Genomic DNA, 19774 nt, shown 5'->3' with positions numbered 1-19774 from the left:
TGTTAATAAGGAAAAGTATGAAATTTCTAGAATTAAAAGTACCACCAGTTGCACTGTTCATTATTGTATTCGTAGCATCATACTTCTGCGCTCAACAGTTGAGCCAAGGGACACTGGCATTGCCTTATGGAATGATTGTGTTAGGAATCGGAGTCACATTGAGTGGTGTGATCGGAATATCCGGCATATTGGAATTTCGAAAACAGAAAACCACCGTTAACCCGATCAAAGTAGAAACCGCTTCAGCCGTCGTGGACAGTGGAATTTTTGGCTACACGCGAAACCCAATGTACTTAGGGTTGTTCATCCTGCTATTTTGCTTTGGCTACTTCTTCCAGAATATCTTCAGTGTACTACTTAGCTTTGGCTTCGTAATCTACATGAATTACTTCCAAATCAAACCCGAAGAGCGAGCACTAGAACAATTATTCGGCGCAGAATATGTTGATTACAAACAAAAGGTTAGACGCTGGATTTAGTGATGATTTGAGTGCTGGCTTAGTAATCGAAATAAAAAAGCCCAGCTTGAGATTATCAAGCTGGGCTTTATTGATCTTGTTCTAGAGCTGATTAAGCAGCGGCTGTGAACTGAGCTAGAAACATCTCTTTGCGTTCGTTGAAGCGGTTTACTAGGTCGTCTACAGAAGCTTGGTCGTATGGCTTAAGGCCACTTGCTACCATACGCTTCACGCCTTTACCTACTACTTCGCCGTCTTCTTTGAAATCGAAGTTCAGGGTCACGATGCCACGTTTGCCTTCAACATCAAAAGTCGCGCCAGAGAATTCAACTTCTGGGTGAGACAGGTCTAGGCGAGTAAATTCAACTTCCATGCTCTCGTAAATCACTAGAGGACGTTGGCAGTTGATCATCATTTGTTGTTCTTCCATAAGAGGAACCATGATGTGTGGGAAGTTCATGCCAGAGAACTTAACGTAGTTTGTTACTACGTGCTCGATGAATGCTTGATCATGGCTCTTCTCACCTTCACAAGACATGTGTAGGTACTCTTTACCATTTGCATCGATAAGTGAGCTCTCTTTTTCACACTTGTTGTCAACGCTTAACGCAATACCGTTACCAACCATACCTGAAAAATCAAAACGCATTTTTTGGCTGATGCCTTCTTTTTGCAGAAGTACTGCAAATAAAAGATCGCCAGGTACACAGAAGCGCTTGTTGTCTTCATCGTGAATCGGGTTGAAATCGCCAGCTACTTTTTTAGCAAAGTGGCTTGCTTGTTCACGAGTGAATTGAAATTGATTGTCTTCAGTAGAAAAGTAAGGTGTCAGAAACATAGTATCGCTATTAGTCATCAAATCTGGGGTGGATTATAGCTAACTAACTTCGATCTAATGGTCTATCCAGTTAACTTTGCTTATATATCAGTCAATTAGATAAATACGTTGGATGGTATGTGACGATTTTGAGGGGAATAGGGGCTTGGATTCAATGCAACAAGGGCTAATCAATAGCCCCTGTTTATATGACGTGCTATTTCGCCAAACCTTAGAAGCTACACAGTAGGCCTTCTGGCATTAGATGGTTATGCACTGATAATTTGAGCAGTAGATTTGCTTGCTCGATATCAGGTGAGAAGTAACGGTCTTTGTCGTAGAAGCTGACTTTCTCGCGCAGTATCTGTTTTGCTTCTTCTACTCGAGGAGAAGAGAGATTTGGTGCTCTAAAATCCAAGCCTTGTGCTGCTGCTAAGTATTCAACAGCCAAGATGCCACGGGTGTTTTCTGCCATGTCACGCAGTCGACGACCCGCAAAGGTTGCCATAGATACATGATCTTCTTGGTTTGCCGATGTTGGAAGGCTGTCTACTGATGCTGGGTGTGCCAGTGTTTTATTCTCGCTTGCCAGAGCAGCAGAGGTTACTTGAGCAATCATAAAGCCTGAATTAACGCCGCCGTTATCGACCAAGAAAGGTGGAAGTTTGCTTAGTGCGCTATCAATCAGCAGTGCCATTCTTCGTTCAGAAAGGCTACCAATTTCTGCAATCGCAAGTGCTAGGTTATCCGCTGCCATTGCCACAGGTTCTGCGTGGAAGTTACCACCTGAAATAATGTCGCCGTCTTCAGCAAATACCAGTGGGTTATCCGATACCGAGTTCGCTTCAACGTTTAACGTTTCTGCTGAATTACGAATTTGCTGTAAACAGGCACCCATCACTTGAGGCTGACAGCGCAACGAGTAAGGGTCTTGAACCTTTTCACAGCAAGTGTGTGATTCACCAATCTCACTCTTTTGATCAAGCATATGGCGATAAGCAAGCGCGGCATCCATTTGACCACGATGACCACGAACGCGATGAATTCGAGGGTCAAACGGACGACGACTACCCAGCGCTGCTTCTACAGACATCGCGCCACATACGGTTGCAGACGCGAATAAGTCTTCAGCTGCAAACAGACCTTCTAATGCAAAGGCAGTCGATGCTTGTGTGCCGTTTAACAGAGCTAAGCCTTCTTTCGGAGCAAGTGTGATTGGCTCCAAGCCAGCGATCTGCATTGCTTCTAAGCCAGTGATGATTTTGCCGTTGTGGCGCGCTTGGCCTTCACCTAGAAGTACCGTACTCATGTGGGCGAGGGGAGCAAGATCTCCTGAAGCACCCACAGATCCTTTTTGTGGAACACACGGATAAACCTGTGCGTTCACAAGATCGATAAGAGCATTGATGACCTTGAGTCGGATACCCGAGTAACCACGAGACAAGCTGTTAATCTTTAACACCATCATCAAGCGCACGGTTTCATCAGACATGAACTTGCCAATGCCCGCAGCGTGAGAAAGTACGATACTTTTCTGTAGAACTTCGAGATCTTCAGGCGCAATCTTGGTGTTTGCTAATAAGCCAAAACCCGTGTTGATGCCATACACAGTGCGGTCTTCAGCAATCACTTGTTCGACAACTTGCATGCTCGCTTCGATATCCGGGATTGCTGCAGGATCGAGTGATAAGTTCACAGGGCTACGGCTGATTTTTCGAAGTTCAGATAGGCCAAGAAGTCCTGGCTTAAGTAATAAGTTCAACATGTTCTCTCCAGACATTAAAGGCGACGAAGTTCTTCGTTTAGCATAGGTAAATCAAGCTTCTGCTCTTTGGCACATTGCTTGGCAATATCGTAACCTGCATCAGCATGACGCATAACGCCGGTTGCTGGGTCATTGTGAAGTACGCGAGCAATACGCTGTGATGCATCTTCACTGCCGTCACAACAAATCACCATGCCTGAGTGTTGCGAGAAGCCCATACCAACGCCACCACCGTGGTGCAAAGAAACCCAAGTTGCGCCGCCCGCTGTGTTCAGAAGGGCATTCAATAGAGGCCAATCTGATACGGCATCTGATCCATCCATCATGCCTTCTGTTTCGCGGTTCGGGCTTGCTACTGAACCTGAATCTAGGTGGTCACGACCGATAACAACTGGTGCTTTCAGTTCGCCATTTTTCACCATTTCATTGAATGCTTGGCCTAAGCGTTCACGATCTTTCAAGCCAACCCAACAAATACGCGCAGGCAGGCCTTGGAACTGAATGCGTTCACGCGCCATATCTAGCCAGTTATGTAGATGTGGGTTGTCTGGAATCAGTTCTTTTACTTTTTGGTCTGTTTTGTAGATGTCTTCTGGGTCACCAGATAGTGCCGCCCAACGGAAAGGACCAATACCTTCGCAGAATAAAGGTCGAATATAAGCCGGAACGAAACCCGGGAAATCAAACGCGTTTTCTACGCCTTCTTCCAGTGCCATTTGGCGAATGTTATTACCGTAATCCACGGTCGCTGCGCCGCGGTATTGCAGGTCTAGCATCGCTTGTACTTGAATCGCCATAGATTGCTTAGCGGCTTTCACCACTTTTGCTTCATCAATGGAGCGCTCTTGTGCGGCTTTCTCCATCGTCCAACCTTGCGGCAAGTAGCCGTTAAGAGGATCGTGGGCAGAGGTTTGGTCAGTCACCACATCAGGTGTGATATTGCGTTCAACTAACTCTGGGAAGACGTCTGCGGCGTTACCTAATAAGCCAACAGAGATTGGCGTGTCTGACTCTTTAATCATTGCCATCGCTTCATCTAAGCTGGTGGCTTTTTTGTCTACATAGCCAGTACGCAAGCGGTAGTCGATTCGTGATTCATCACACTCCACTGCGATCATTGAGAAGCCAGCCATCGTTGCAGCAAGAGGTTGAGCGCCGCCCATTCCACCAAGACCGCCCGTTAGAACCCACTTGCCGTTTGCTTCACCTTGGAAGTGCTTCTTCGCGATAGCGACAAAGGTTTCGTAAGTACCTTGAACGATGCCTTGTGAACCAATGTAGATCCAGCTGCCCGCGGTCATTTGGCCGTACATCATCAAGCCTTCTTTATCGAGCTCGTTGAAGTGTTCCCAGTTCGCCCAGTGTGGAACAAGGTTCGAGTTAGCGATCAGTACGCGAGGTGCGTTTTTATGAGTCGGGAACACGCCCACAGGTTTACCGGATTGAACAAGTAACGTTTGGTCGTCCTCTAAACGCTCTAATACTTCAACAATTTTGTCATAACATTTCCAATCACGTGCCGCGCGACCAATACCGCCATACACAACCAGTGCATGTGGGTGTTCTGCCACATCAGGGTCTAGGTTGTTCATCAGCATACGCAGTGGTGCTTCTGTTAACCAAGATTTAGCGCGCAAAGTGGTGCCGTGAGGTGCGCGAATTTCGCGAGTCGTGTCGAGACGAGGGTCACTGTTGTGGTGTTCCGTCATTTTGGAATTCCTTCTGTTTCACGTTATATCGTTGTAGTTGTAGTTGTAGTTGTAGTTATCGGTATAGCTGGATTAGTCGCTGGCCATTGCACTGGCAATATCCCAACATAAACGAGCCGCTAATCGAGCCGTTTGGCCATCGACGTCGTAGTCTGGGTTGTATTCCGCTATGTCCGCGATAATGAGTTTTTCACTGTGTTGGAAAATCTGTTCTAGAAAAGGAGCAAGCGCTTCATAGCTCACGCCTCTTGCCGCTGGTGCACTAACACCCGGCGCAGTCGCCGCTGGGAAGACATCGAGATCAATAGTGAGATAGAGGTAATCACACTCAGCGATGAATTTTTGCAACTTAACCAGTTGAGCAATTTGGTTTACTTGGGTGATATCGCGATCATGTTCGTACCACACACCAAGTCGGTCGGCTTTGTTGAAAAGTGCTTTGGTATTGCTGGCGGCACTTACACCGAGACACGCGTAATGAAATGGCCACTGATGTGTGTGGCAGTATTCGCTAATCTGATTAAAGGGTGTGCCTGAGCTTGGTTTGACGTCAGCGATGTCGCTTTCAAATTCACGAAGATCAAAGTGAGCATCAAAGTTAACGATACCTATCTTAGGTTTGTGATCTGATTGAGTTCTGTGAAGATGCTCAGCTAGGCCTTGGAAAGAAGCCCAAGCGACTTCGTGACCGCCGCCAAGGGTAATCACTTTGTTGGTTGATAGCGCATTGGCAATCACAGTAGCGCACTGCTTCTGGCTCACTTCTAATTGACCATCATTGCACTCGATATCACCAAGATCGGCGATGTGTGCGTCACTGTGCCAAGCCATATTCGCCAACGCTTGGCGTATCAAGTTAGGTGCTTGTTTCGCGCCCACGCGTCCTTTATTTCTTGCAACACCGGCATCGCTGGCAAAGCCTACCAAGGCGATATCACCGTCAGTCAGCTTGTCACTTAACTCACTACTTTGCACTTGCTTGGTAATGTGATGAACGCGAGTACCGAGTGCGCCATCTTCAAGATCATTACGTCCGGTCCACACAAAGTTATGCACGGTTGTTGCGTTCTCTTGGATACCGTTGGATTTAGATTGAGTCATGACACACCTCGCCATTAACAATGCGTTTATGCAGGTGAGGAACACCGACTTGATAGCTTAGATCTGCAGGGTGGTCGATGTTCCAGATAGCCAAATCTGCGGCATAACCGATTTCGACTTTGCCTTTGGTTTGTGACTTACCAATGGCAGCCGCCGCGTTACAAGTTACACCGCGTAGCGCTTCTTCAGGCGTCGTACCAAACAGGGTGCAGCTCATGTTCATCATCAGCGTTAAGTCTGCAAAGGGAGATGTGCCGGGGTTTAGGTCGGTCGCGATCGCCATTGGGATTTTGTGTTCACGAAGTAAAGCAATAGGTGGCTGTTGAGTCTCTTTCAGGAAGTAGAAAGCACCGGGTAGCAAGGTGGCAACTGTGCCTGATTCTGCCAGTGCTTTTACTCCGGTTTCATCAAGGTATTCAACATGGTCAACAGAGAGTGCGCCGTATTTAGCTGCAAGCGCGCTGCCACCCATATTCGAAAGTTGTTCAGTGTGGCCTTTAATCGCGAGGCCATGTGCTTTGGCTGCTGCAAATACACGTTCGGTTTGTTCTAGGTTGAAGCCGATAGATTCGCAAAACACGTCAACCGCATCGGCGAGCCCTTGCTCTGCAGCTTTAGGAATGATCTCTTGGCAAACCAGATCGATATAGCTGTCCGGTTGCTCTTTGTATTCGGGTGGCACAGCATGCGCTGCAAGGAGAGTAGTGGTGATCTTAATTCGGCGATGATTCTCTAAAGCTTTGGCTGCGCGTAACATTTTGAGTTCATCATCAAGTGTTAAACCATAGCCAGATTTTACTTCGATGCTGGTTACGCCACTTCTTAGTAGGCCATCAAGTCTCGGTAATGCCATTTCAACCAGCTCAGACTCTTGCACTGCGCGTGTTGCAGTGACTGTCGCTAGAATGCCGCCGCCTTGCTTGGCGATGTCGGTGTAAGACACACCATTCAAACGCTGCTCAAATTCATTGGCACGATTACCCGCAAATACGAGGTGAGTGTGGCAATCAATTAATCCGGGTGTCACTAGCTTGTTCTTGCAGTCATAGGTGACGTAATCCAAAGAACCATCAACACGTACTTGTTCTAACTCAGAAGCAAGTGCGCCTTGGTTTGAACAAGAGATGGACACGATTTTACCGCTTTCGATAACGATATCTTGAGGGGAAGAGGGCTGATAACCGTCGACTCCCGAGCTCATGGAGACCACTCGTGCATTTTTGAGGATCAAATTCATAATCACCTAGATCTTTTCTAAACATTAAATGTATATACAAATAAATAGGCTAAACGCTGACCCGAATCAAGTCGATGTTGCAAAAATGTGATCGGCGATCAGGATGATGTTCTTTAATTTAGAAGTATCTTGGAGCTTAATTTGTACTTAGAACCAGGATGGTAGAGCAATGCAAAGCTGATGAGGCGCTCTTTACTCCATGTTCTTCTATTCAAAAGTAGGCAAGGTTCTGATTCAGATAGCTTTAGTGACGTTCTGATTTGAGAGTCAGGAATAATGGCTTCAACCGTGTGCTCGATTGCACTCAACGGGCAGCTTTTTGAAAGGTATTCATTGGGTGTAGAGGTTGAAAAGTCTTGCTCTAGGTATTTTGGTGCGGCTTGCGAGTTCACCCAGCGCGCTTCCAATTGAATCGGTGTGTTGTCAGCAAAGTGGATGATTTCACTATAGAATACTTCGGCATTGATCATCACACCTAACCGTGTCGCGGTGCTTTCATCTGCCTTGATGCTCTTGTGCTTGATAACCTGGCTAGCATACGTTTGACCTCGGTCTTTGATCTCTTGTGCGATGTTGTTGATATCAAGCAGCGGAGATTGCGCTTTTTCGTCTGGTTCACAAACAAAAGTACCTAGCCTTGGCTTCCTGATGAGTTTGCCTTCAGACACAAGATCTCGAATGGCTTTATTGACCGTCATTCGACTCACATTGAACTGCTCTGTGAGTTCGAGTTCTGTGGTTATCTGGTAACCCACTGGCCAGTGACCACTGTTGATATTATCGTCTATGAACTGTTTTATCTGAAGGTAGAGCGGCGCTTTCGACATAATGAAACCTTATTTGACTATACAAATAGAGTAACGGAATTTTTCACGATTTCAACATTTCCTCGGGCAATGTGACCTTATTCAACATAGGTGGGGCAAATTGCTTGATTCTGTGAGGCAAGTGTCGCAAATTGTCACGTAATAACTATTCGTAAATCAGATGATTAGAAAGGGAAATAATATGTTTAAGAAATTAAAGGCCTCGTTGGGCATCGGTGCAGCAAAGGTTGATACTGTCTTAGATAATATTGAAGTTTTCCAAGGTGGAGAGTTGTCTGGCAATGTTCACATTGTTGGTGGCGACGTTGAGCAACAAATCGACTTGATTAACTTGGTTCTCAACACAGAAGTAAAAGTAGAAACGGAAGACAGTACCAGCTACGAAACCTTTTCACTGGGTCGTATTCAAGCGGTAGAGCCTTTCGTTATCCAACCGGGCGAAACCAAACTGGTTCCATTCCGACTTAAGTTAAATGATGAAACGCCAGTCACCGCGTTGAACGCACAAATGAACCAATGCCATGTGTGGGTTGAAACCAACCTAGATATAGGCTTCGCGATTGACCCTAAAGACCGTGACTTTATCTCCGTACACCCACTGCCAACAGTTGCTAAAATCATCCAAGGCGTGGAAGCATCCGGTATGGCAATGGTGAAAGCTGACGTAGAGAAGGGCTTCTTAAAAGGCAACAACTTTGCTTCTCGTTCGGGTTGTTACCAAGAGATTGAATTTCGCAGCGGCGGTTTCATGAATAATAAAGAGATCGAGCTGTCATTCATCGTTGAAGGCTCAATGGTTCACTGCCTAGCAGAAATCGATCGCTCAATGAGCTTCCGTGGCGATCAATACGTCTCATTCAGCTTGCCTGCGAACGCTGCCGATTCAGACATTCGTAACGCTGTATCAAGAATCATGAGTGCGTAGTTCCCTTTCTGTTAGTAGTCGCTTTTTCTATTAATAGAGACAAGACAGTACGATTTCTATAGCCGAACTTATCCGTTCGGCTTTTTTGATTCTACTATCTGCCCCGTCCTGAAATGGGTTTACCACTGGTGCCGATAGGCCAATTGAAAAGCAACATCGGTGGAGTTGTCCATATTGAAAATGTTCTCGATTATGGATATCTCAATTGCCGAGCGTTGCATGAGATAGCGATAGCCAAACATCATTTCATTCGCGGCTTCTGAAAACTCAGTTTCACCGTCTTCTGCGCCTTCATACCAACGATACTCTAGGTGTAACTCATGATTTTCAAATAGCGTGAGTTGATATCCTCCCATCCATGACCATGTCGTTTTTTTATGTGAAAAGCTATTCTCCACTTCTCTACTGGACTGATTCGCTAATCCTAAGCTTGTATAGAAGGTATTGATGTCGAGTTGGTATGCATAATTGAGTTGAGCGCTTTGTTCGGTGCTGTTTCCCTTAAATGCACCGTGGCTGACTTTGTTATGATAAAGGGAGACGCCAAAAGATAAGCCATGGTTTTCTATATCTATGATCTGATATTGGGTGTAGAGCGTGAAAGCGCTAGTCAATGTGTCGCCGGAGAAGTCTCGATTATTGACGCCATGGTCTGGTGCATAGATGTCGAATTGGTGTCTCTCTTTCTGATCTCGACCTGCTTGGTCGATGCTAAATAGGTCGTGAAAGTTAATGGTGATTTTGTCGAGATGATTATTGGCGGCGTATAACCAGCGGTAATTGAGCTCTACTTGCCACGCTGTAGTCAATTGCCATCGCAGGCCTGTTTGAAGTTGGTTTTGATAATAGTCTAAGTGATAGCCGTGGGAGTTAGCCCAGATACTCGCAGCAGTTAAGGCTGTAAATACTTCAACCTTATTCTCTTCAAGAGGGAAGCCTGAACGGAGCGACGGGGTGAGGCGAACCGACTGCAGTGGTGCTTGGGTATAACTGATTAAGGGGCCGTAATCTTTATTGGCCCAAGCCGCTGGAGTGTAAATAGCAGCAGTTATGATTAACGGCAAAGAGGGTATTAACGATATAAAAGTAGCCTGTCTCTCCATATGCACCTCATCCGTATTCCGTCACTTATCTATAGCTTAGTTCGAAAGGTGAGTTTTAAAAGTAGAGAGATGAAGACCACGGTGCTCAAAGGCACTGTAGATTAATGAAGAGTCATTGAAGTAATACTACCTGTTACTTTGTTATTTTAACTTGTGCTCGTTTGTGAACTCGGTATTTAGGCCTATTGGGATACATCTATTCGTGTCACGTTACTCTACCGCCTCATCGGTAATCTGGGATTGAAATGTCATTAGGCTTTCTAGTTTTTTTGCTGCAAGCTTCAACCTACCGGCTTTAGTGAGTAAGTCACTAACACTCAACCTCAATGTAGGTGCGTGTATTGCCATGCCTGCAATCATATTTCCGTCTTGATCACAAACTGGGACTGCAATGGCAACCATACCTTCAATGAGCTCTTCATTGTCGATGCTAATACCACGAATCCCAATCTCGTCGAGCTCTCTGTTTAGGTCGTCGACGTTGGTAATCGAATGTTTTGTTTGTGGTTCTAGTGTTAGGGTCGAAAGTATCTGCTTTCGTTTATTTCTTGGCATTAAGGCCAAAAATAGCTTGCCACTAGCAGTACAGTGCAGAGGTAACCTCGAGCCTAATTTTAAGTTGACCATCATAGGCCAATTAGCCTCAACACGCTCAAAATACAACAATTCATATCCATCTAATACGGATAAGTTACAGGTTTCCTGTATTTCGTCTGTTAATTCTTTTAAAACCATCTGGCGAGGTGCGCGCCCATCAAAATGTGACAGGACGTCTAGAGACATTTTTTTAAATCGAGAACCGATAGACAAGAAGCGACCTTGGAGATCTCTCGCAATAATATCCTCCTCTTCAAGTTGACTGAGTATCCGGTGTACGCTGGCCTTAGGAAGGTTTAGGAACAAAGCAATATCAACCGCTGTAACGGGGCGTGTCTCACTAGCGATGAACTCAGTAATCTTAAATGCACGTGACAGTGCTGAATTACTTGACGATTCGTTATTGCTCATGCTGCTTCTCCTTTGTTTTTTCTGATAAATTTGCAAGCAATGGGTCATTGCTTGCAAATTCGGTTAATCTACTTTAGCCGCCAAATTGAACCAAGAATAATGAAATGCTCGGTAATAAAGCAATCAAAACCCACGAGATAAATAGCGCTGTGAAGTAAGGTATGACAAACCGAACTAACTTACCATAAGGGATCCCGGTTACGCTACTTGCGACATATAAATTTAAGCCGAACGGTGGTGTGACAAAACCAATTGCAGCTCCGACTAAGAAGATAACTGAAAAATGAATCGGATCGACGCCAATGCCTGTGGCAATAGGTGCGAGAATTGGAGCTAAAATAATGGTAACCGGTAAGCTTTCTAAGAGCATCCCGGCTAAAAGTATAATCCCCATACACATAAATAAGACTGCGTAATAGCTTCCGAATCCATTAAGTGCGTTACCAATTATTTCACCGACTCCCATCATGGAAAGTAATTGTTGCATGACGACAGAAATCGCGATTAATGGTGCTAGCATCCCTGTAATCTGCCCTGATTTGAGCATCACAGAAGGAATGTTTTTGAAATGTAAGTCTTTGGTCAGAATACAGCCTGCGATAATTGTGAACCCAACGGTGAATGCAGCGGCCTCTGTTGGTGAGAATGCTCCAGAGTAAATGCCGTAGACGACTACACCAATAGTAATGAAGCCGAGGTAAGCGCGTCTTGCATATTTGAAACTGGTCTTTGCGACAAAAGGAATAACTGTTCCCCATCCTTGTTTTCGAGCAACTAGATGGCATGCGAACATCATCGCTAATACCATGAGGCTACCTGGCAGCATTCCTGCAATAAACAGATCCGTTATGGAAAGGTTCATCATGAAGCCATACACAATGAATATCACGCTCGGCGGAATAATAATTCCAACAGTTCCTCCTGATGCTGCTGTGGCTGCAGAAAATCTTTCGTCGTAACCATTCTTTTTCATTTCTGGAGCCATTATTGAGCCAATTGTGGCTGTTGTCCCAGCATTAGACCCGGAAATGGCTGCGAACATCCCACAAGCTCCAATCGCAGCCATACCCATACCACCACGAATGGAACCCAAAATAGAGTACGCAAAATCAGAGAGTCGTTTTGCAATGCCTGCAGCATTAATTAGATCGCCGGTTAGAATGAAAAGAGGTAATGCTAGTAAGCCGAAAAAGTTTAACCCCTCAAATAGCGTTACACCGATGTTAGCGAGGGTAAAGTCAATGACGATACTAACCCCAACAACCCATAGCCCAATGATTAAAAATATAGGGATGCCTGCTAGAAATAGAACCAAAACGATGACACTAATAATGCTAATCAAATCACCTTCACTCATGCTTCTTTCTCCGCTAATGATGTCTGGATTATCAATGGCTCATTATTTATGTACCGTTTACAATCTTGGAAGAAGTTCTGTATCACTCGATAGATTATTAATGTCCAGCCTACTGGTGTTGCCATATAAAACCACCACTGCATGACATCGTCAGTTCCTTGAACAATTGCAAAATTGTCGTAAGCGATCCTTACCTGATCTGTTGCAAAATAAAGAACGACGCCCGCAAAAACTAGCCAGAGAACGGCATCTAATATGAGGCATACAAATTGCGCTTGATAAGGGAGGCGTAATCTAATTTCGGTGAGCGATAAGTGAGTACGGTTTTTGACATTGACAGCTGCGCCGACCCAGGTAAGCCATAAAAATAGTAGTACAGGGATACTAGTGCTCCACGGAGCCTGAATACTAAAGAAAAAACGTCTGATTATTTCAACGAAGATAATGACAGTCATTATAGAGTAGCTGCTCACAATGAGATATTTTTCTATGTTGTTATCTAGCCAATACAAACACTTTTTGACTGAGGTTGCCGGGTGGACGGCAGTGCTGATGATTTCATTCATGATGTCATGCCTTAGTTTTATTTAATGGGTTGTCAGAGTATTAACCTAACCACCAACGTTGTGGTTTGACGTTGACTACCGCTGCGTCTTTAGGGAGTTCTCTAGCAATCCCGTGAATTTCTTTATAGATATCAATATCGCCTGCCCAAGCATTTAAACGATTACGCCATTTTTGCCATGGTTCTGGGTTATATTCCGGTGAGCATATTTGTTCAGCCTTAAATCTCTCTTCATCTGAAAGTGCAGCAAAGCGGATATTATTTTGTCGGAATTGCGTATTCTCGTTAGGGTGAGTTTGTGCACCAATAATTTCGTACAACCCACCTTCATTCATTCCGTGAGTAAAAATTTGTGCACAATATGCAGATTCCATGACCGCTTCTTTATGTTTATCGCTTAACTTTTCAAAAACGTCGTAATTCATAGCTGTACTCTCGTTGCCAGAGAACATGCGTAAATCGATCGCTTGAGATATTACTGATGTCATTCCTGAATATGCTGCTGCGCTCATCCAAGTTTCCGCACCATCAAGTAGTCCTTGTCGGAGCCCATCAATTGTTTCAGCCCAGGCAACTGGTACAGGGTTGAGATTGAGTTGCTCCATGGCGATACGCCCTAACTGGGTTCCTGTTACTCGGTTTTTGGTGCCTTGAATATCGGCTAGCGACGTAACCAAGGGTTTGTCTTTCCATTTGTTGCCTAACATGAGTCCACGTAAGTCACAGTGCGTGAATAGGAATTGAATGTTGTGGCGTTTACGTAATGGTTCACGAAACAATGATTCGCTTCGTTTGTCATAAAAAAAATGAAATTGCGAAGCTCGCGTAGGGAACATGTATGCAAAATCAAGAACATTCATGTATGGCGCACCAGCAGCGGAGTTTTGTGTAGATGCGGAATATATGTCAACGATTCCTTGCTGAGTTTTTCTTATACAATCCAATTGCCCACATAGTTGATTGGAGCCAAAGAATTCAACTTGTATTTCACCATTTGTTCTTTCTTCAAGATCTCTAGCGAAAAATAATTGTCCCGACTTTTGGATATCTAAGTTTTGTTCATTAAAGCCAGAGGCTCCAAACTTTAAGACTACGATTGGTTTTTTCTTTTCTCGAGTTCGAGATACGCTTTCCGACGCATTTGCCAGGCTACTTAAGGTAGCCCCTGTCCCTAATGTCCCTGCAGCGAATAAAGCTGATGTAAGCCCGGCACGCTTTGCAACATTAAAAAAGTCGCGTCGGCTATATGGTTTGTCTTTTGAAGTTCTCATGTACCCATCCTGATTCATGTAAATAGCCCAATTACACTTGTTTAAAAAATGTTAAATGTCCAAGTTGGATTGTTATTAGTGTGCGATAAGTCAACAAAAAACAATTCATATTCTCTCGATATTTACTAATTATTGTTATTGGTTTATGTTTTTTGGGACGCTGTGTCTCGATTTATGAAAATACAAAGGAGATTTTGTTATGGGAAGGTTACATAAGGATGTGGGTGTCTTTGATTATGTTGTTGTAGGGGCGGGGTCGGCTGGGTGCGCAATTGCTAGTCGTTTAAGTGAGGATCCAGATGTTTCAGTGTTATTACTTGAGGCTGGTGGTCGAGATTGGAATCCTTGGATTCATATCCCGGTTGGTTATTTTAAAACCATGCACAACCCGTCAACTGATTGGTGTTATCTAACCGATCGTGATGAAGGTATTGATAATCGACAATTACAATGGCCTAGAGGCAAAGTACTTGGTGGGAGCAGCTCCTTGAACGGGTTGCTATATATACGTGGGCAAAAAGAAGATTATAACGACTGGGCGTCACTTGGTAATGAGGGGTGGAGTTATGACGACGTGCTTCCCTATTTTAAAATGTCTGAATGTCAAAGCCGAGGAAAAGATAAGTACCATGGCGTGGATGGGCCGTTGAAAGTGTCAGATCTTAGACTGAAACGGGATATTGCCGAACGATTTGTGGAGGCAGCTCAAGAGGTAGGTATTCCTTGGAATGATGATTTTAATGGTGAGAACCAAGAAGGAGTAGGCTATTTTCAGCAGACAGCATTTAATGGGTTGAGGTGCAGCAGTGCAAAAGCTTTTTTAACGTCGGCTCGAAAGCGCCATAATTTAACAATATTGACTCATGCACATACCTCCAAGCTTGATATTGTCGATAAGACAGCAAAAGGTGTTGAATTTTTTTGCAATGGAAAAGCAATGTATGTTTCGGCAGCTAAAGAGATTATTGTCAGTGCTGGTGCAATTGGCTCACCGCAAATATTACAGTTGTCTGGAGTTGGCAACAGAGCGGAGTTAGAAGCAGTAGGTGTTGATTGCGTTCATCATTTACCTGGAGTTGGAGAAAACCTTCAAGACCATTTACAAATTCGTCTGGTCTACAAAACTAGTTGTACAACACTGAACGATGAGTTGAGAACACCTTTGCATAAACTGACAGTGGGAGTTAAATATGCTCTGTTTCGCAAAGGTCCTTTAACGTTGGCTGCTAGTCAGGTATGTATTTTCACTCAGTCTTCCTCTGACTTAACAAGGCCTGACATACAGTTTCATATGCAGCCACTCAGTGCGGACAAACCTGGAGAAGGAGTGCACCCATTTTCGGCCTTTACTACTTCGGTTTGTCAATTGCGTCCTGAAAGTCGAGGTCGTGTGAAGATCACCAGCAAAGACTACTCCGTGCACCCTAGTATCCAACCTAACTATCTCTCGCACCCTAAAGATAAAGCTGTTGCAATAAACGCGATAAAGGTAGCGAGAGAAATCACCGATGCGAGTCCTTTATCTTCGGTTATTTCTGAAGAGTTTGTACCAGGTTCAAAGTATCAAACGGATGAACAATTGTTGGAAGCTGCGACAAAATACAGTCAATCCATCTATCACCCCGTTGGTACTTGTAAGATGGGCAATGATGCAATGGCAGTCGTTGATAATGAGCTAAAAGTTCATGGGCTAAAAAGCTTAAGAGTAGCGGATGCATCTATCATGCCTATTATTGTGTCGGGAAATACTAATGCACCGTCTATTATGATCGGTGAAAAATGTGCAGCTATGATAAAAAAAGAAACTAGTCTGTCTAAATCAAAGTCAGCAAAATTGTGCGAAGAAGCGATTTAATGCATCGGGGCTAAATTTAATCTCTAGGTTAGATGTATTACAGCCCCAAATAGTGTTCCCTGCCAATAAGTCATTTGCCAAACCACTGACGAAAATACTCCCAAAAATTACTCTTATGAGTCTATATTTTTGTTCAGAGTAAAAAGAATGGTTGAGGCTCAGAATATCAATACCCTACATTTACCTCTTTTGTTTCGCTTCATCAATCCTATGCAAGAAGACTTATTGCGTCTATAACACGATAGGCGTGCGAATTGCCTGAATTTGACTGCAGGGGAGAGGGGCGGCTTCGGCGCCATACCCACAGCGCATCATTGTCATTTTATATTATTTCGTTACAATGCTCGGATACCTACAAATAGGGCATCTGTATTTGCTTCTATGTGGGTATATTTATTATGCATATATCCCCAATCAGCGTACTCGTTGATTGAAAGACATATATTAAACATTTTCATGTGTTGCTTGGTGTGCAACACCACTGTAAAGGACAAATAATGCCAATTATTACTCTTCCTGACGGTAGTCAGCGTCAATTTGACAACCCTGTATCAACTCTAGATGTTGCCCTATCAATCGGTCCTGGTCTTGCGAAAGCAACCATTGCTGGTCGTGTAGACGGCGAGCGAGTTGATGCTTGTGATCTTATCGAAAACGATGCAAGCCTAGAAATCATCACTGCTAAAGATGAAGTTGATGGCCTTGAGATCGTTCGTCACTCTTGTGCTCACCTTTTAGGCCACGCGGTTAAGCAGCTTTTTCCAGAAGCGAAAATGGCGATCGGTCCTACCATCGATAACGGTTTCTACTACGATATCGACCTTGAGCACTCTCTAACGCAAGAAGATCTAGAAAAGATTGAAAAGCGTATGAAAGAGCTAGCGAAGACCAAGTATCAGGTTGTTAAGAAGAAAGTTAGCTGGCAGGAAGCGCGTGACGCATTCGAAGCTCGCGGCGAGACTTACAAGATTGAAATCTTGGACGAGAATGTTTCTAACGACGATCGTCCAGGTCTGTACCATCACGAAGAATACATCGATATGTGTCGTGGCCCACACGTGCCTAACATGAGCTTCTGTCAGCACTTCACTCTACTTAACGTAGCGGGTGCATATTGGCGTGGTAACAGTGACAACAAGATGCTTCAACGTATCTACGGTACTGCATTCCACGACAAGAAGGCGCTTAAAGCTCACCTTGTACGCCTAGAAGAAGCGGCTAAACGTGACCACCGTAAAATCGGTAAAGCGCTTGACCTATTCCACATGCAGCAAGAAGCACCAGGCATGGTGTTCTGGCACCACAACGGTTGGACTATCTTCCGTGAGCTAGAAGTATTTATTCGTCAGAAACTGACTGAGTACGATTACCAAGAAGTTAAAGGCCCATTAATGATGGACCGTGTTCTTTGGGAACGCTCTGGCCACTGGGATAAGTACGCTGAAGCGATGTTCACTACTTCTTCAGAGAACCGTGAATACGCTATTAAGCCAATGAACTGTCCTGGTCACGTTCAAATCTTCAACCAAGGTTTGAAATCTTACCGTGATCTACCGCTACGTATGGCTGAGTTCGGCTCATGTCACCGTAACGAGCCGTCTGGCGCACTTCATGGCATTATGCGTGTTCGTGGCTTCACTCAAGATGATGCTCACGTATTCTGTACTGAAGACCAAGTTCAACAAGAAGTGAAAGCTTGTATTGAAATGGTTTACGATACTTACACAACTTTCGGCTTCGAAAGCATTGTTGTTAAGCTATCTACTCGTCCAGAGCAGCGTGTAGGTTCAGACGAAATGTGGGACCGTGCAGAGGCTGACCTTAAGCAAGCGCTAGAGGCAATGGACATTGCATACGAGATTCAAGAAGGCGAGGGTGCGTTCTACGGACCTAAGATTGAATTTACTTTGCATGATTGTTTGGACCGCGCTTGGCAATGTGGTACAGTGCAGCTCGATTTTGCATTACCAGAACGTTTAGGTGCTACTTACGTAGGTGAAGATAACGAGCGTCACACGCCAGTTATGATCCACCGCGCGATTTTAGGTTCACTAGAACGCTTCATCGGTATTCTTATTGAAGAATACGCTGGCTTCTTCCCAACGTGGTTGGCGCCAGAACAAGCAGTTGTAATGGGCATTACAGACAAACAGTCTGAATATGTACAAGAAATTACGAAAAAACTGCAAAAAAGTGGATTTAGAGTCAAAGCAGACTTGAGAAATGAGAAGATTGGCTTTAAAATCCGCGAACATACTTTGAAACGTGTACCGTTCATGCTTGTGTGTGGTGACCAAGAAATGGAAGCCGGCGAAATTGCAGTACGTACACGTAAAGGTAAGGACCTTGGCAAATTTAAAGTGGATGACTTTATTTCATACATCCAAGCCGAGGTTTCAAGCCGTAAGCTCAATCTGGAGGAATAGCTATTAAAGGCGGAAGACGTGGCCAACAACCGGCCAAACAAAACCAGCACCGTTTAAACGGTGACATTCGTGGCGTTCGTGAAGTGCGTCTAACTGGCGCAGACGGCGAAGCTGTTGGTGTAGTATCAATCGCTGAAGCGATGGAAGCTGCAAATGAAGCTGGTATGGATCTTGTAGAGATCAGCCCTAACGCCGAGCCGCCAGTTTGTCGTGTGATGGACTACGGTAAGTTCCTCTTCGAGAAGAGCAAAGCTGCGAAAGAGCAGAAGAAGAAGCAAAAGCAGGTTCAGATCAAGGAAATTAAATTCCGACCTGGAACTGATATTGGAGACTATCAGGTAAAACTACGCAACCTGACTGGTTTCCTAGAAGACGGCAACAAAGTGAAGGTAACAATTCGCTTCCGTGGCCGCGAAATGGCTCACCAAGAAATCGGTGTTGACGTTCTTAATCGTTTGAAAGCGGATACTGAAGAATTTGCAGTAGTCGAATCTTTCCCAACGAGAATTGAAGGTCGCCAGATGATCATGGTGTTGGCCCCTAAAAAGAAGTAATTAACGGCTTTGCAAGTAATTGAACCCTGCAGCCTCAGGTTGTGGGGTTTTATTCGCCCTAATTACTATGTTATTAACAACTCAACAATGCGGAGTTATTCATCATGCCTAAGATGAAAACCAACAAAGGTGCTGCTAAGCGTTTCCAGAAAACTGCTGGTGGTATTAAGTTTAAGCACGCTGGTAAACGTCACATCCTGACTAAGCGTACTACTAAGAACAAGCGTCAGCTACGTCCGAACTCGATCCTTCCTAAATGTGAAGTTGCTCAAGTTCTACGTATGATGCCATACGCTTAATTCTTTTTAGTTTATAAATTCGTTTAGTTTAGGAGAAGCATAATGCCTCGCGTAAAACGTGGTGTACAAGCTCGTGCACGTCATAAGAAAGTTCTAAAACAAGCTAAAGGTTACTACGGAGCACGTTCACGTGTTTACCGCGTAGCTTTCCAAGCAGTTACCAAAGCTGGTCAATACGCTTACCGTGACCGTCGCAACAAGAAACGTCAATTCCGTCAACTTTGGATTGCACGTATCAACGCGGCATCTCGTCAAAATGGTCTATCTTACAGCCGTTTCATCAATGGCCTAAAGAAAGCATCTATCGAGATCGACCGTAAGATTCTTGCTGACATCGCAGTATTCGACAAAGCAGCATTTGCTGTTCTAGTTGAAAAAGCGAAAGCATCTCTATAATTTAGAGTTAGCTTAAAGGTTTAAGAAAAGGAGAACTTCGGTTCTCCTTTTTTATTGCCTGTAATTTGGCTTTGCCATACTCTCTCGCATCTCGCATCTCG

18 protein-coding genes are annotated in these 19774 nt (G+C 44.5%); 7 read left to right on the top strand and 11 right to left on the bottom strand.

Translation table 11 applies throughout. The features are described from left to right. Positions 1 to 17: 17 nt before the first annotated feature. The gene (locus tag AB4323_RS17045; protein ID WP_017066183.1) at positions 18 to 479 is read left to right on the top strand and encodes an isoprenylcysteine carboxylmethyltransferase family protein; all 462 of its coding nucleotides are present in this window, start codon (positions 18 to 20) and stop codon (positions 477 to 479) included. A 91-nt stretch (positions 480 to 570) separates the two neighbouring features. Here the strand turns inward: AB4323_RS17045 and AB4323_RS17040 are convergent, their stop codons facing one another. The 6 genes from AB4323_RS17040 to hutC all read right to left on the bottom strand — a co-directional run bounded on the left by AB4323_RS17040 (position 571) and on the right by hutC (position 7914). After that, on the bottom strand, positions 571 to 1296 hold the full coding sequence (locus tag AB4323_RS17040) for a DUF3581 domain-containing protein (RefSeq protein ID WP_017067089.1): 726 nt from the start codon (positions 1294 to 1296) through the stop codon (positions 571 to 573). Positions 1297 to 1507: 211 nt separating this feature from the next. Continuing rightward, positions 1508 to 3040, bottom strand: coding sequence for a histidine ammonia-lyase (gene hutH, locus AB4323_RS17035; RefSeq protein WP_017067090.1), 1533 nt, complete (start codon positions 3038 to 3040; stop codon positions 1508 to 1510). A gap of 14 nt (positions 3041 to 3054) precedes the next feature. Further along, positions 3055 to 4749, bottom strand: a complete 1695-nt coding sequence (hutU, locus tag AB4323_RS17030; protein WP_017063597.1) for a urocanate hydratase — start codon at positions 4747 to 4749, stop codon at positions 3055 to 3057. 72 nt (positions 4750 to 4821) lie between these two features. Next, the gene (hutG, locus tag AB4323_RS17025) at positions 4822 to 5850 is read right to left on the bottom strand and encodes a formimidoylglutamase (RefSeq protein WP_372152964.1); all 1029 of its coding nucleotides are present in this window, start codon (positions 5848 to 5850) and stop codon (positions 4822 to 4824) included. Further along, a complete protein-coding gene (hutI, locus tag AB4323_RS17020) occupies positions 5837 to 7087 on the bottom strand; it encodes an imidazolonepropionase (protein ID WP_372152963.1) in 1251 nt (416 codons plus the stop codon). Before hutI ends, hutG begins: the two co-directional genes overlap by 14 nt. A gap of 113 nt (positions 7088 to 7200) precedes the next feature. Next, positions 7201 to 7914 carry a histidine utilization repressor gene (gene hutC / locus AB4323_RS17015; RefSeq protein ID WP_017072048.1) on the bottom strand — a complete coding sequence of 238 codons (714 nt, stop codon included), beginning with the start codon at positions 7912 to 7914 and terminating at the stop codon, positions 7201 to 7203. A 181-nt stretch (positions 7915 to 8095) separates the two neighbouring features. Between hutC and AB4323_RS17010 the strand changes: the two genes are divergently transcribed. Continuing rightward, a complete protein-coding gene (locus AB4323_RS17010; protein WP_372152961.1) occupies positions 8096 to 8839 on the top strand; it encodes a sporulation protein in 744 nt (247 codons plus the stop codon). A gap of 119 nt (positions 8840 to 8958) precedes the next feature. Here the strand turns inward: AB4323_RS17010 and AB4323_RS17005 are convergent, their stop codons facing one another. The 5 genes from AB4323_RS17005 to AB4323_RS16985 form a co-directional block, all read right to left on the bottom strand. Continuing rightward, positions 8959 to 9942, bottom strand: coding sequence for a DUF3187 family protein (locus AB4323_RS17005; RefSeq protein ID WP_372148530.1), 984 nt, complete (start codon positions 9940 to 9942; stop codon positions 8959 to 8961). Between the two features lie 210 nt (positions 9943 to 10152). Further along, positions 10153 to 10950 carry an IclR family transcriptional regulator gene (locus tag AB4323_RS17000; protein WP_017059781.1) on the bottom strand — a complete coding sequence of 266 codons (798 nt, stop codon included), beginning with the start codon at positions 10948 to 10950 and terminating at the stop codon, positions 10153 to 10155. A 73-nt stretch (positions 10951 to 11023) separates the two neighbouring features. Continuing rightward, positions 11024 to 12307: a TRAP transporter large permease gene (locus AB4323_RS16995; RefSeq protein WP_017059782.1), complete on the bottom strand. Its 1284-nt coding sequence runs from the start codon at positions 12305 to 12307 to the stop codon at positions 11024 to 11026. Further along, positions 12304 to 12873 carry a TRAP transporter small permease gene (locus tag AB4323_RS16990; RefSeq protein ID WP_017059783.1) on the bottom strand — a complete coding sequence of 190 codons (570 nt, stop codon included), beginning with the start codon at positions 12871 to 12873 and terminating at the stop codon, positions 12304 to 12306. Before AB4323_RS16990 ends, AB4323_RS16995 begins: the two co-directional genes overlap by 4 nt. A 40-nt stretch (positions 12874 to 12913) precedes the next feature. Continuing rightward, complete coding sequence (locus AB4323_RS16985; protein ID WP_198594319.1) at positions 12914 to 14143, bottom strand: TRAP transporter substrate-binding protein; 1230 nt, start codon at positions 14141 to 14143, stop codon at positions 12914 to 12916. A 199-nt stretch (positions 14144 to 14342) separates the two neighbouring features. On the opposite strand from AB4323_RS16985, the gene AB4323_RS16980 reads away from it, so the two are divergent. From AB4323_RS16980 to rplT, 5 genes are all read left to right on the top strand, one after another. Further along, on the top strand, positions 14343 to 15998 hold the full coding sequence (locus AB4323_RS16980; RefSeq protein WP_102320511.1) for a GMC family oxidoreductase: 1656 nt from the start codon (positions 14343 to 14345) through the stop codon (positions 15996 to 15998). A 497-nt stretch (positions 15999 to 16495) separates the two neighbouring features. Continuing rightward, positions 16496 to 18424, top strand: a complete 1929-nt coding sequence (thrS, locus tag AB4323_RS16975; RefSeq protein WP_372152959.1) for a threonine--tRNA ligase — start codon at positions 16496 to 16498, stop codon at positions 18422 to 18424. A gap of 2 nt (positions 18425 to 18426) precedes the next feature. Then, positions 18427 to 18978 carry a translation initiation factor IF-3 gene (infC, locus tag AB4323_RS16970; RefSeq protein ID WP_076654893.1) on the top strand — a complete coding sequence of 184 codons (552 nt, stop codon included), beginning with the start codon at positions 18427 to 18429 and terminating at the stop codon, positions 18976 to 18978. A 104-nt stretch (positions 18979 to 19082) separates the two neighbouring features. Further along, the gene (gene rpmI / locus AB4323_RS16965; protein ID WP_004738430.1) at positions 19083 to 19277 is read left to right on the top strand and encodes a 50S ribosomal protein L35; all 195 of its coding nucleotides are present in this window, start codon (positions 19083 to 19085) and stop codon (positions 19275 to 19277) included. A gap of 42 nt (positions 19278 to 19319) precedes the next feature. Then, positions 19320 to 19673, top strand: a complete 354-nt coding sequence (rplT, locus tag AB4323_RS16960) for a 50S ribosomal protein L20 (RefSeq protein WP_004733517.1) — start codon at positions 19320 to 19322, stop codon at positions 19671 to 19673. Positions 19674 to 19774: the final 101 nt, after the last annotated feature.

Origin of the sequence: Vibrio sp. 10N.261.52.C11 (genome assembly GCF_041471405.1) — a bacterium.
Lineage (GTDB): Bacteria > Pseudomonadota > Gammaproteobacteria > Enterobacterales > Vibrionaceae > Vibrio > Vibrio crassostreae_C.
Note: the sequence above shows the minus strand (reverse complement) of the source record. Positions and strands in the feature narration are given on the sequence as shown.